This is a genomic window from Halopseudomonas sp. (genome assembly GCF_036960865.1).
Classification (GTDB): domain Bacteria; phylum Pseudomonadota; class Gammaproteobacteria; order Pseudomonadales; family Pseudomonadaceae; genus Halopseudomonas.
This window is the reverse complement of sequence record NZ_JBALWE010000004.1, coordinates 101,419-114,837: the sequence shown is the minus strand read 5'-3', so window position 1 is coordinate 114,837 and position 13,419 is coordinate 101,419. Positions and strand designations below refer to the sequence as shown.

12 protein-coding genes are annotated in these 13,419 nt (G+C 60.0%); 7 read left to right on the top strand and 5 right to left on the bottom strand.

Annotated features, from left to right (window positions below):
• The first annotated feature begins 313 nt into the window (after window positions 1-313).
• The 5 genes from V7747_RS06935 to V7747_RS06915 all read left to right on the top strand — a co-directional run bounded on the left by V7747_RS06935 (window position 314) and on the right by V7747_RS06915 (window position 6,756).
• On the top strand, window positions 314-835 hold the full coding sequence (locus tag V7747_RS06935; protein ID WP_335615326.1) for a sigma-70 family RNA polymerase sigma factor: 522 nt from the start codon (window positions 314-316) through the stop codon (window positions 833-835).
• A 33-nt stretch (window positions 836-868) separates the two neighbouring features.
• The gene (locus V7747_RS06930) at window positions 869-1,837 is read left to right on the top strand and encodes a FecR domain-containing protein (protein WP_335615325.1); all 969 of its coding nucleotides are present in this window, start codon (window positions 869-871) and stop codon (window positions 1,835-1,837) included.
• An 80-nt stretch (window positions 1,838-1,917) separates the two neighbouring features.
• Entirely contained in the window at window positions 1,918-4,305 is a 2,388-nt protein-coding gene (locus V7747_RS06925) for a TonB-dependent siderophore receptor (protein WP_335615324.1), read from the top strand.
• Between the two features lie 280 nt (window positions 4,306-4,585).
• The gene (locus V7747_RS06920) at window positions 4,586-5,365 is read left to right on the top strand and encodes a DUF4394 domain-containing protein (protein WP_335615323.1); all 780 of its coding nucleotides are present in this window, start codon (window positions 4,586-4,588) and stop codon (window positions 5,363-5,365) included.
• A 266-nt stretch (window positions 5,366-5,631) separates the two neighbouring features.
• On the top strand, window positions 5,632-6,756 hold the full coding sequence (locus V7747_RS06915) for a Fic family protein (protein WP_335615534.1): 1,125 nt from the start codon (window positions 5,632-5,634) through the stop codon (window positions 6,754-6,756).
• A 70-nt stretch (window positions 6,757-6,826) separates the two neighbouring features.
• Here V7747_RS06915 and V7747_RS06910 read toward each other — a convergent pair whose 3' ends face one another.
• The 5 genes from V7747_RS06910 to V7747_RS06890 all read right to left on the bottom strand — a co-directional run bounded on the left by V7747_RS06910 (window position 6,827) and on the right by V7747_RS06890 (window position 11,694).
• On the bottom strand, window positions 6,827-7,567 hold the full coding sequence (locus V7747_RS06910; protein WP_335615322.1) for a sulfite exporter TauE/SafE family protein: 741 nt from the start codon (window positions 7,565-7,567) through the stop codon (window positions 6,827-6,829).
• A gap of 7 nt (window positions 7,568-7,574) precedes the next feature.
• Window positions 7,575-8,360, bottom strand: coding sequence for an SDR family oxidoreductase (locus V7747_RS06905; protein WP_335615321.1), 786 nt, complete (start codon window positions 8,358-8,360; stop codon window positions 7,575-7,577).
• Window positions 8,361-8,479: 119 nt separating this feature from the next.
• Window positions 8,480-9,409: an SDR family oxidoreductase gene (locus V7747_RS06900; RefSeq protein WP_335615320.1), complete on the bottom strand. Its 930-nt coding sequence runs from the start codon at window positions 9,407-9,409 to the stop codon at window positions 8,480-8,482.
• Between the two features lie 3 nt (window positions 9,410-9,412).
• Window positions 9,413-10,357, bottom strand: coding sequence for a bile acid:sodium symporter family protein (locus V7747_RS06895; RefSeq protein WP_335615319.1), 945 nt, complete (start codon window positions 10,355-10,357; stop codon window positions 9,413-9,415).
• Window positions 10,354-11,694, bottom strand: coding sequence for a flavin-containing monooxygenase (locus V7747_RS06890; protein WP_335615318.1), 1,341 nt, complete (start codon window positions 11,692-11,694; stop codon window positions 10,354-10,356). The genes V7747_RS06895 and V7747_RS06890 overlap by 4 nt, the downstream gene beginning before the upstream one ends.
• Window positions 11,695-11,798: 104 nt before the next feature.
• Between V7747_RS06890 and V7747_RS06885 the strand changes: the two genes are divergently transcribed.
• Together V7747_RS06885 and V7747_RS06880 are read left to right on the top strand one after the other, a co-directional pair.
• On the top strand, window positions 11,799-12,764 hold the full coding sequence (locus tag V7747_RS06885) for an AraC family transcriptional regulator (protein ID WP_335615317.1): 966 nt from the start codon (window positions 11,799-11,801) through the stop codon (window positions 12,762-12,764).
• 291 nt (window positions 12,765-13,055) lie between these two features.
• The gene (locus V7747_RS06880) at window positions 13,056-13,418 is read left to right on the top strand and encodes a hypothetical protein (protein ID WP_335615316.1); all 363 of its coding nucleotides are present in this window, start codon (window positions 13,056-13,058) and stop codon (window positions 13,416-13,418) included.
• Window position 13,419: the final 1 nt, after the last annotated feature.

Here is a 13,419-nt window from a genome sequence, read left to right as displayed (position 1 = left end):
TATCGAGGTGTTTTCATGATCGACGCGCGTAGCAGGATTGTTGGCCTGCGGCGCGCCGGAGCAAGCGGCCATTAGCTGCCGGATGCGGTGCAATCGTCCAAACAGTGGGTGCTAGAGGGCAAGCATCAGAATAGTTGATAAGAACCGGCTGTTCTGCAGACCTTACGTGGACGATTATTAGCCCTGCCAGCGGCACGGAGCCTGCCCATTGCGCGCTCGCCTTCGTGCTTGCAACCCTGCAGCGCAGAACATACAATGATAACTATTCTCATTATCGTTCGGTCAACCGTGGTCGACAATTCTGGAGCATACTGTGTTGAACACGGAGGTTATCAGCCAACCTGATCTGTGCGATCTCTATCAGGATCACCACCCCTGGTTGCAGCGTTGGCTGCAGGGTCGCTTGGGCAACGCCATGGACGCTGAGGACCTGGCACAGGACACCTTCGTACGCGTCATTCGCTCATCCCAGAATATCCCCTCCCTCAACGAGCCCCGCAGCTATCTGGTGACCATCGCTCGCGGCTTGACTATTGACCTGTTCCGCAAACGCAGCCTTGAGCAACAGTACCTTGAAGCCTTGGCTCAGTTGCCAGAAGCACAATGGCCGTCAGAGGAAGACCGTGCCGTCATGCTGGAAACCCTGCTGGAGCTCGACATTATGCTGGCTGGGTTAGGCAACAAAGTTCGGCTTGCCTTTATTCTGTCTCAGTTTGACGGGCTGACGTATGAGCAAGTCTCCGTGCAGTTGGATGTATCGCTGCGTACGGTAAAAAACTACATGGCCAAAGCGATAGAGCATTGCTGTCTCTATCGGCTTGATCACCGTTTGTAATGTGTAATCCATCAGCTCCGTTACACACTCACCATGAACATTAAAAGCCACCAATTCGACGAGTTAAGGGGCGCTATACGCCAAGCGTCGCGTTGGTATGCACGGCTGCAGTCGTCATCAACCTCAGCAGCTGATCGGCACGCCTGGCAACAGTGGTTGAACGAAGCACCCAGCCATCAGCTCGCCTGGCAGCAAGTCGAGCGGTTTCAAGCTGATATGGCAAAAATGCCGAGCGAAATCGTCAGCCCGGCATTACGCGGCGCAGAGTTGTCGCGCCGTGAGGTTCTACGCAGCCTCGGTATTTTTGTATTCGCAACGCCCGTGCTGGGGCTGGTCGCTTGGCAGTTTAAACCCTGGCAGCGCTGGCAAGCCGAATACGTCACAGCTATCGGCGAGCAACGCAGTCTGACGCTAGCGGATGGCACTGAGTTGATACTCAACACCGCCTCCAGCGTCGACATCATCTATGACCAACATACGCGGTTGATCAAACTCCATCGCGGCGAGATTCTGGTGCAAACATCACCTGACCCCCAGTCGCCGCCACGACCAATAATGGTTGCTACGCCGCAAGGCCGAATAGAAGCACTTGGTACGCGCTTTACCGCGCAGACAGACGAGGGTCGCACTCAAGTGAGCGTGCTGGAAAAGCGCGTGCGCGTTCATCCCGCTTGCGGTGGAACGAATGAAGTCATTAGCCAGGGTGATCAAATCAGCTTCACCAAAGCAGCACTGAGTCCGGTGACTGCCGCCAGCCCCTTTGCAGCCAGTTGGACACAAGGCAGCTTGACGGTGGTTGATATGCCGCTGGGTGAATTATTGCAGCAATTATCGCGCTACCGCAGCGGCATGGTTTCGTGCAGCCCTGACATTGCGCAGCTAAAAATCTCCGGCGCTTTCCCGCTTAATGACATTGACCGAGCACTCGCAGTCATCACGCGCGCCTTCCCTGTGGCAGAGCGGCGGCTGACCCGCTATTGGGTCAGATTAGTCGCGGCCTAGAATTTTTTTTGGGCGCCTTGCACTTTTACCCTCTCAGTTTCGGCTCCTGTTTAGACCGCCTATTATACCCAGGAGCCGCAATGCCATCCCGACGTTACTTTGCTAAACGCAAGCCTCTAGTTCACGCCGTCAGTCTCTCTGTCGCGCTGCTTGCAGGCGGCGCTGTTTGCTTGCCCAGCACCGCAGCTCAGGCTGCAGATACAACCAGTCAGGGTGCTGCAGCCAAAACCTACCATATCGCCGCCGGCCCTCTGAGCCATGCGCTGAGCGAATTTGCTGGTGCTGCCGGTGTTGCCCTGTCTTTCGACGCCAGCCAGTTCAGCGGTACACAAACACCGGGTTTGCAAGGCGAATACAGCGTGCAGCAGGGTTTCTCCAGCTTGTTGACTGGCACCAGATTCATGGCAGTTAAACAAGCCAATGGGGATTATGTGCTACAGCAACAAGAAGCGCTGATGCTGCCCGCTCTTGAAATCAGGGGTGAAGTTCAAAACGCTACGACCTCCTTGAATTATCTAAAGAGAAGTAGCTCCGCTGGCGCCTTGGGTAACAAGGCCATTCTCGACACACCCTTCTCTCTTACCGTTGTAGATGAGCAGGAAATCATCGAACGGGGCGCAAGGTCCATTGGCCAGATTTTTGCCAACGATGCATCGGTATACACACCGACATCGTCTTTCACCACGGACTGGTGGGGTACTAAAATCCGCGGGCTGGATACTCAAAAGCACTATATCGATGGCATCCCGATGATGTTGCACTGGGGTGGCGACTTTCCCATTGAAGCGGTAGAAAGCGTTACGGCGCTGAAAGGTCTAAGCGGCTTCATGTATGGCTTTGGCTCACCCGGCGGCGCCCTAAGCTACCGATTGAAGCGCCCAACGCAAGCGCCTGCCACGAGCGTTAATCTGGGCTATCGCAACCCCAGCCTGTTCTCGGCGCATGTCGATACCAGCCAGAACCTTGGCAATGACTGGGGCGTGCGTCTTAACCTCGCCACCGATCAAGGAACCGCCTACAACGACAGCGAAGCAGATCGTATTCTTGCTTCGGTCGCTATCGACAAGAAATTCAACGAATCACTAACCTGGTTCACAACGCTGCTCTACGAAGACAACACCATCGAAGCCCAGCCTTTCCAGTTCTATACCGGCGCTTACGATGTGGTTGGTAGTGGTGGCGTGTTACCGGATGTCACCTACGATTACGACGATTTCAATATCGACAACTCCTACTACAAAACCAAAACCCAGTTGGCTTCCACCGGTCTGGACTGGGATATCAATGAGCGTTGGAACCTTCGTTCTCAGGTCGGTTTCTCGCGTAAGGAGCATGAGTCCAGACGCTCATTCGCCTATCTGCTCAACCGTGATGGTGACTACCAGGGCGCTGCCTATGACTTCGGTTACGCAACAGACAACCTGTTCAGTCAGGTAATAGCACAGGGGCATTTCTCGACAGGCTGGGTAGAGCATGAACTGGTAACCGGCCTGGAGTTTCAGGAAGAGCGGACCAAGGGAAGTAACGAGTATTATTGGTCCAATGATTTCAACGGCAATATCTACCAGAACCAATCGTTCCTGATTACCCGCACCCCTGACTTTTCTTTGCAACGGGCCAGCATCGTTGAACAACGCTCGGCCTTTATCAGCGACACCCTTATTTTCAGTGACCATTGGCAAGCGATTGTTGGGCTACGTGGCACCGACTACGAGATGAAGGAGTCGGGTTATGAAACCAGAGAAGCCAGCCCGACTCTCGCGCTGATCTTCAAACCCGATGCCCAAACCAGCATATACGGCAGCTATGTTGAAGGTTTGGAACCGGGCACCGAAGTCGACGGCAACTTCAGCAACGTCGGTGAAGTGTTGGGTGCAACCGTCTCAAAACAGTACGAAGCGGGTATCAAGCATGTGTCCGATAGTTTCAACTATGCGGCTGCGCTCTTTCGTATCGAACGCGCAAACCAAATGCAGGTACTGCAACCGGGTAATGTCCTCCCCGACCTGACACAAGATGGCTTGGCGGTTTACGATGGTATTGAGCTATCTGGCGCCTACCAATTCACCAGCGACCTGAATGTAGGCATAAGTCTGGTCTATCTTGACGCAGAGATTGATAAAACTGACAACGCCGCCATCAAAGGCAACGCCCCGGCAGGTGTTTCTGATTTTCAGTCAGTCATTAATGCGCACTACTTTGTGCCCGGCATAGACGGCTTAGCGCTACACGGTAACGTGCGCTACTTTGGCGAATCCTACATCAGTACCGCCAACGATATGAAAATGCCAAGCTGGACCACCGTTAGCGCCGGCTTCGGATACGACTTCAATCTCGCAGACCAGGACATGACGCTCTACGGCAACATCAACAACCTGCTTAACGAGAAATACTGGGCGTCCGGCGGCAGCCAAACCAATGCTGGTGAAGAGCGTAACCTGTCTCTAGCCGTCAGTATGAATTTCTAAAAAACAGATCGGCAGGCAAGCAAGGACGCTCGCCTGTTGAATACCATTACTGGTTTTCCGCTGCCCATCTTCACCTGACAGCCCTCGGGCTCGCTGCTGGCAGCCCATGCTTAACGGTGGTTATGAGGCTCCGAGCCACCGCTCACAATAAGCCCGGAAAATTTATTTTCATCTCCCGACATCCAAACCCAAACCTCACGGGTATTAGCTAACAGGTGACTTACAAAGCACCCAGCTGGATGGGCCAAGCCCACCCCCACTTGAATGCGAGGAATCACAGATGAATACCTTCAACAAACTGCTCCTGACCACCTCACTGACCTTGGCTGCCGGTACCGCCAGCGCCGCACAGCTGCTGGCACTGACTGAAGACGGCATGCTGCACAAGATCGACAGCGATACCCTCAAGGTGACTGCCAGCATGCAGGTGGACGGCGCCAGCGAGTTGCGCGGCATCGATGTGCGCCCGGCCAACGGCATGCTGTATGCCCTGGGCGGCGGCACCCAGCTGTACACCATTGATGCGGCGACCGGTAAGGCCACCGCCGGCGCCCAGCTGAATTCGGCCCTGCCGGGCAGCGAGCACGCGGTCGTCGACTTCAACCCCAAGGCAGATCGCCTGCGTCTGCTGGCCGCCGATGGCACCAACTTCCGCGTAAACGTGGAAACCGGTGAAGTGGCCACCGATGGCAGCGTGGCCTACGCCGAGGGCTCCGAGCACGGCACCATGATGCCGAAGGTGGTTGCCGGCGCGTACACCGACTCCTACGCCGGTACCGAGAAAACCGAGCTCTACACTGTTGACCTGGCCACCGGCATGCTGATGCTGCAGAACCCGCCGAACGATGGCGTACAGCAACCGGTCGGTGAATTGGCCAAAGGCCTTGACGCCGCCGCCATGGACATCGCCAGCGACGGCAAAGGTGGCAACACTGCCTACGTACTCGCCAACGGCACCCTACACACGGTCGACCTGAAAACCGGCACACCCACTGCGCTGGGCATGGTTGCCGACCTGCCAGAGAACATTATCGATATCGCCGTATGGCCTGAGATGTAATTCCCGTTCGGAGCCCAAAAAAGCCCTGCGCAATGCGCGGGGCTTTTTGTTGCTTGCGAGGGCTGGGAAGGTCGAGTTTAAACTCGACCAGCCGCGTACGCCGCTCCACCCAAGGCCGGCATGGAACCGGGCTCTCCCCAGGAGTCGCCACCGCCGATTGCCGTGATTGTCCCAACGATAGCCTTTGAGCCGATTAACACGTATATTCGGCTCAACACATGAGCCGAATAAATCCGCTATTCGGCTCACCGCTGCGTGGGAAGCCGATGCACACATCGCTCTGGATATGGCAAGAACCCGACTGGCCGAACTTCACATGGAGGGCAGAACGGCTGGCGCCGCTGTTGCGCGCTTGCGCCCAGGCTCAGGGGCGACTGCTGGGGATGGCTGGCGCGGTCGAGGCCGACGAAGAGGCGCGCAGTAGCCTGGATGCACTGCTGCAGAACATCATTACGTCCTCCGCGATCGAGGGCGAAACGCTTAACGTGCAGTCGGTGCGATCCTCCCTCGCCAAACGCCTTGGCCTGGCGCCCGAGGGTAAGGCCAGCGCGCGTAGCGAGGGTCTGGCTGAGTTGATGCTGGATGCCACGACCAATCTGGCGCAGCCCTTGAGCGCCGAGCGCTTGTTTGGCTGGCATGTCTGGCTGTTCCCCAGCCAGGACGCTGCGCTACATCGCCCAATCCGCGTGGGCACGCTGCGCGGTGATGAGCCCATGCAAGTGGTGTCCGGTCGGCTGGACAACCCCAGGGTGCATTTTGAGGCGCCACCCCGTGCGGGACTGGAAATGGCGCTGGATGCCTTCCTGACCTGGTTTGACGCAAGCCGTCGCGACGACACGCTGGATCCGTTGTTGCGCGCGGGCATCGCGCATTTCTGGTTTGTCACCCTGCACCCCTTTGACGACGGCAATGGTCGCTTAACCCGCGCCATTACCGATCTGGCGCTGGCCCAAGCCGAACCGCAGGCAATTCGCCTGCACGCCATGTCGGCCAGCATTCTGGCCGATCGCAGCGGTTACTACCGCATTCTGGAAGCCAGCCAGAGAGGTGGACCGGATATTACCGAGTGGCTGGAGTGGTTTCTCACCACCCTGCTGCACAGTCTGCGGGAGGCGCTGGCGCGCATCGAGCGGCTGCTGGCCAAAACACGTTACTGGCAAAAGCACCGCAATCTGCGTCTGTCTGCCGAGCAGCAGAAAGTGCTCAACCGCTTGCTGGATGGCGGCGAACGCGGTTTCGAACAGGGCATCAGCGCAGCGCAGTATCAGGCCGTGGCCAAGGTATCCAAGGCTACGGCAACGCGGCATCTGGCTGACTTGCTGGACAAGGGCTGCATCGAGCGGCTGCCGGGCGGTGGGCGGAGTACGCGGTATCAGGTCCGGTTGGGTTGATTGCGCTGCGAGTTGATAAAGGCCTCGCATTGTTGCTGGCAGGGTCGAGTTCCAACTCGGCCAGCCGCGCTCACACCACCGCCTTACCCAACAACAACACCCCCGTCACCACCAGCAACGAATAAATTACCTGCCGAAAGCGTTGCTCGTTCAGGCGGTGATGCAGAAATTCGCCCAGCACTACGCCAATCACCAGTAGCGGCAGGTAGGCAAGAATATGCGGCACGCTGGGCAGCAGGCTGCCGTCGAGCAGGAACAGGATGGTCATGCTGCTGTTGAGGCCAAACCAGACGCTGATCAGGGTGGCGCGCAGTTTGCTCTTGTCCAGCGTGGTGCCGGCCAGGGCGTAGACCAGCAGCGGGCCGCCGGAGGCGAACAGGCCGTGGGTGATGCCGGCGCCAAGCGTCAGGCTGCGGCTGAGCCAGCCGGGGTGGGCGGCACTTTCATGGCCGCGAAACAGGCGCAGCAGTTCACGCCCGGCAAACCAGAGCACCAGCAGGCCGAACAGAGCCTTGAGCAACTGCCCGTCGAGCCAGGGCCGCAGGCCATAGCCCAGCAGCATGCCGATCAGCATCAGCGGCAGTATCAGCTTGAGCAGCAGAGACCACTGAATATGCTCGCGGTTGCGCCAGGCCAGATAGCCGCTCATGAAGATATTCAACGGCACCAAAACCGGCAGCATCTCGGGGATGGGCAGCAGCAGTGCGCCGAGCGACAGCGCGATGACAATACTGCCGAAGCCGGTAATGGCTTCGATGGTGTAAGCCAGCAGGATGAACAGACCCAGCCAGATCCAGGGGTCGATGATCATTGAGTCCTCAACTTAGCTCTCCGGCAAAACGTTTGCGTACCTGACGCAGGTACAGCGCCGGGGCGAAGCGCCAGAGCAGGCTGCCGAATTTCGACACCGGCTCGGGCAGCAGCCAACGTTGCCCGTTTGCGAGGGCTTTGTCGATCAGTTCTACCATCCATTCCGGGCTGCGCATGCCGCCCACCATCGAGCGCGCATGGCTGGCGGGCTTGCCGTCCTTGCCCAGTGCGTTGTGTTCAATGGGTGTGTCGAGAAAGCTGGGATAGACCATGAGCACATGAATGCCGTCGGCTTCCAGCTCCAGACGCAGCACCTCGAAGAACTGCGTCAGCGCACCCTTGGCGGCGCAATAGGCAGCGCGCCCCGGCACCGGCATCCAGCCGGCCATGGAGCCGATGCAGAGAATCTCGCCACGGCTGGCGCGCAGCAGCGGCAGCGCCGCCATGGTCAACTCCACCGGGCCCTGCCAGTCGACTGCCATGACCTTGCGGAATACGGCGGGGTCGGTCTTGTGCGCGGGAGAGCGGTGGGTGATGCCGGCGTTGTTGACCAGCCGATCCAGCCGGCCAAACTGCTGCTCGGTCGCGCTGATCAGACGCTGAATGTCCTCCGCCCGGGTGATGTCGGCAACCACGGTGAGTATCCGCTCGGGGGCGTTGAGCTGCGTTTCCCGCTCTGCCAGCAGTTCGGCGTTGATATCGGCCAGCACCAGCCGGTGGCCGGCGGCAAACCAGTGTTGCGCCATGGCCCAGCCCAGGCCGGAGGCGGCACCGGTGATCAATATTGTCTTCATGATTGGCGTACTCTTTTATTGTTGTTTGATGTGAGCTGAACAGCTCCCGCGCCGCAAAGCCACACTGCCTGGGAAGGCCGAGGCGGAACTCGGCCCGCGAGCGCGCCGCCCCCCTCCCGTCAGCGCCTAAGCCCCCGCGCTTCGACAAAAAACTCGAAGGTCTCGGCCGAGGTTTTCTGCAGCTGATAGCCAAACTCGTTCTTCAGCCGCTGGTTGCTCAGTACCGGGCGGTAGCGCAGAAAGTTGATCTGCTCGGGGCCGGTGGGCCTGCCCAGCCATTTGGCGACTTGCAGGGCGCTCTTCAGTACCCAGGGCGCGAGGTTGAGCGTGGGCTTGTTCAGCCGCTGGGCGATTTCGCGCATGGTCAGGGCGCCATCGCCGGCCATGTTGTAGATGCCGCGCTTGTCTTCGCGGATGCCCATTTCCATGGCGGCGAGTACGTCCTGATCCCAGATGAACACAAAGGGCGAGTCGCTGCCCTTGATGGTCAGTACGCGCTTGGCTTCAAACAGCCCGGTGATCTGGTTGCGGGTGTCCGTGCCCAGCACGGTGCCGGGGCGGAAGATCAGTTGCTGCAGCTCGGGGTGGTTCTGGCGGAAGGTGGCCAGCAATTCTTCTACCTGCCGCTTGTGGTCAGAGTAGGCGAATTCGGCGTTGCCGCGAATGGCGTCGCCTTCGTCGATCCACTCGGGGTTGTCGGCGTAGTAACCGTAGGCGGCGCCGGAACTGGTGACGGTCAGATGCTGCACGCCGGCCTCGATGCAGGCCCGCAGTACGTTGCGGGTGCCGTTGACGTCGATATCAAAGTCACGTTCGCGGTCCTTCGAGGCCTGCAGAACGGAGGCCAGGTGCACCACGTGGGTGATCTGCTTTTGCTTCATCAGCGCTGCCAGCTCGCGGTCTCGAATATCCATGATCCGCAGTGGAAAGTTCAGGTCGCCTCTGCTGCGCAGGTCGGTGCCCACCACGTGATAGTCCTGCGCCAGGCGGTTGCCCAGCTGATGGCCGATGTAGCCGGCCGCGCCGGTGATAAGAATGCGTTTGCTCATGGCTTACAGGCTCTGTTCTGCGCCGCGCTGGGCGGCAAGGTGTTGTGCGTGTTCGGCGCGGCGGCTCTGGCGTGCCCATATCTGCGACAGGGTCAGCCCGGAAACCAGATGCCAGGTGCCCCAGAAGGCAGTGATCAGCATCATGCCGCCGGCCTCGGGAAAGAAGGTGAAGAGGATTACCAGCCCCAGCCCGGAGTTCTGAATACCCACCTCCATGGTCACCGCGCGGCGGTCGGCCACCGGCAGCTTCATCAGCCGCGCCATGCCGTACCCCAGCGACAGCGCCAGCAGGTTGTGCGCCACCACCAGCCAGAAGAAGCTGTTGAAGCGCTCGATAAACAGCGCGAAGTTGTTGCTGAAGGCAATGCCGACAAAGCCCAGGAACACCAGCAGCGAGACCATGCGCAGCGGCTTTTCACTGCGCTGGGCCAGCTGCGGCCAGCGCCGGCCACTGAGCATGCCGAGCACCAGCGGCACCGCCAGCACCAGCAGCACGATCAGCAGAATGCTGCCCGGCTCCAGGCTGATCTGCGTGAGGTAGGCGCGGGTATGCGGGTTGAGCCAGCCGTAGAAGGCAAAGTTGAGCGGTGTTAGCACGGTCGCAGCCAGGCTGGAGACCGCCGTCATACTGACCGACACCGCCACGTTGCCCTTGCCCAGCCAGGTCATCACGTTGGAAAAACTGCCGCCGGGACAGGAGGCAACCAGAATCATGCCCAGCGCCAGCTCGGGGTCGATACGCAGCACCCAGGTCAGCAGGCAGGTGGCCAGCGGCAGCAGCAGAAACTGCGCAAACAGCCCGGCCACCGGCGCTACCGGCGCCTTGAGGATGCGTTTGAAGTCGTCCAGCTTGAGCGTCAGCGAGACGCCAAACATCATCCCGGCCATGATGATGTTGAGCAGAATCAGGCTGGCCGGATCAAACTGGATCGGCAACGCGCCGCTCATGTGGCGGCAACCGGCTGCGGTGCGCGCTGCTCCAGGCCGGCTTCGAGTTCGGCAATGTGCTGTTTGAGCGCCGCCAGGTAGGCATCCTTGTTGACGTAGTAGGCCATGCGCGCCAGCTTGATGTAGTCGTAACCGCCGTCCAGGTTGGTGGTGGCCTGGTCGCGCTTGGTCTGATCAAACAACATTGCCGCCTGGCTGCACTGCTGCCGTTGGGCGATATAGAGTGCAGCCAAACGCGCCTGCAGGTTGCGACCCTCCCAACCCAGGCCGGCGGCCTCGATCATGCCCATCATGAACAGGTTGTGGTGCTCCGGGTGGAACACGTTCAGGTACAACTGGGGTGCGTCGAGCTGGGCTGGCCAGTTGAGGTGCTGGCGCTCAATGAAGGGGTAGTCCAGCTGGTAGCCGGTGGCTAGGAGGATCAGGTCGTACTCGGCGCTCTCGCCATCGACAAAGTCGACTTCATTGCCGTTCAGGCCCTGAATGTCGCGGCGCGCCTTGATATCGCCGTGGCCTAGGTGATGCAGAATCAGCGAGTTGACCACCGGATGCGACTCGTACAGGCGGTAGTCCGGGTCGGGCAGGCCGTAATCCGAGGGTTTGCCCATGATGAAGCGGATCAGCGCCGCATCCACGCGCTGCTTGAGCTTGCGCGGCAGCTTGAACTTGCCGCCCGTCTTGCCACCAAGCGTATCGATCGGCCGCCCCTTGAGAAATTTGGGCAGAAAGTAATAGCCACGGCGCAGGCTCATGTCCACGGATTTGGCATGGTGTACCGCATCTACTGCGATATCGGCTCCCGAGTTGCCGCAGCCAACGATGAGTACGCGTTTGTCCTTGAATACAGACGGGTCGCGGTACTCGCTGGAATGCATGATGCGACCGGCGAATTCGCCCGGCAATTGTGGCCGGTTGGGCGTGTGCAGGGTGCCATTGGCAATCAGCACGCCATCCACAAAACGACTCTGCTGCTCGCCATTGCGTTCGGTCACCAGCTGCCAGCCGCCATTTTCCGGATTCATGCTGATCACCCGGGTGTTGAATTCGTAGTGGCGATACAGATCAAAATGCGTGGCATAGTCGCGGAAGTAGCGCTTCAGCTCGCTGTGGTGCGGGTAGTCCGCCACCGCCTCGCCCATCGGGAATTCGGCAAACTCGGTCATCCGCTTGGACGAGATCAGGTGCGCTGTCTCGTACATGGTGCTGTGCGGGTTGTCGATATCCCACAGGCCGCCCACATCGTTGTTCAGCTCCAGGCCGACGAAGGGGATATCCAGTTTCTGCAGGTTGCGGGCCGTGGCCAGCCCCATGGGGCCGGCGCCGATGACAGCGTACATGTGGTGTGCTCCGTTCAGGGACATTGTTGTTATGATGCAGAGTCTAGCCAATCACCCTGCGCGGGTATCGCACCAAACGGGACAGGAAACCGGCAATTCACGCCATGTCAGACGACACCCACAGCGTCACTCCGCTCTACGCCCAGGCACTGCTGCAATCAGCAGCGCGGCACGGGTTCGCCCTGCCCGAGCATCTGTGTGCGCGGCTGCAGGCGCGTGAGCGGATACCGCTGGCGGTGCAGGACGAGCTCTGGGAAAGCTACTGCGCACTGCTACCCGATCCGCTCGCCGGCCTGCGTCTGGGGTTGGATATTCAGGTGGGCCACCTCGACAGCGCGGGCATGCTGCTGGTCACCTGCGACACTCTGGGCGAGGCGTTGGAGCAACTGGTGGAGTACGCGCCGGTGATTGGCGCTGGCGGTGATTTCAGTCTGCAGCAGCAGGGCGCACTGGCCTGGATCGAGTACCAGCCGCACCTTGCAGTACGCCAGGCCGAGCGGGTCGAGGCAGTGCTGGCAACGCAGCTGAACCTGACGCGCTGGTCAACCGGCGGGCGCTTTCAGCCGCACAGCATCCACTTTGCCCATGCGCCGCTCAGCGCGCAGGCCGACTATCGTGAGCTGGTCGGCTGCCCGCTGCAGTTCAATGCCGGCCACAATCGCCTCAGCTTCAGCGTTGATCAGCTGTCGCTGCCGCTGATTCAGGCCAACAGCGCGCTGCGTGATCACCTGCGCCAGCTGGCTGACGAAACCCTGTCTGCCCTGGGCCAGCACAGCCTCAGCGCCGAGGTGCAGCGCGCGGTGCGGCTGCAGCCGCGCTGGGGCAAGGAGCGCATTGCCGAGCAGCTGGGCATCAGTGGCCGCCACCTGAACCGCAAGTTGGCGGAGGAAGGCCTGTCGTTCAAGGCGCTGCGTGAAACCGTGCTGCAGGAGATGGCCTGCCAGGCGCTGCAGGGTCGCCAGAGCGTGGCGCAGATTGCCGAGCAACTCGGCTTCTCGGATGAAAACGCCTTTGTGCGTGCCTTCCGCCGCTGGCAGGGCATGACGCCGGCTCGTTACCGGCAAGGTTGATCGGCGCCGTGCAGGTTTGCCGGGAAGGTGGAATCTCGGCCATCGCCCGCGGGCCTCGATAGAAACCGATACACCCGGGGCTGAGTGCAGGCGGGGCAATAAGCGCAGCGGCTTGCATTTAATAACCACTGGCCTATGGTATGTCTTCACGCGATAACCGAGTTACCTCATGCTCTGGCTTCACCCCTACTCCGATAGCTACTTCGCCTTCCTGAATTAAGCCGGGACGGTTTCACCGTACCCGGCGTTGTTTACTTGCCCCCTTGTTTGATTTTTCTGTCGGAGAGAGACATGTCGTCTATGGTCGATGTGAACCGGCGCCCGCGCGGCCTGACCCGCGGTGCCGCTGTATGGCACACAACGGGCCCGCATGAGCTGGCCAGTGTGATCGGTAAGCTGGAACTGCTGGAACGTGATCGGGTTACGCTGCGGGCCCGCGTGGGCAGCGCGTTGCTGCTGCTGGATATGAATACGCAGGAGCTTATCGAGGTGCGCCTGACGGAACGCAGCTGCAGCGCCACCACCGAGATTTCGATCTTCTCGCCCTTGGGCGCGCGTTTGCTCGCCGCGTGCCCCGGCGACATGCTGACCCTGGGCGGCTTCAGCGGCGGCTATCGGCTATTGCTGGTGCGAGTTGAGCCCGCGCCAAGCTGAC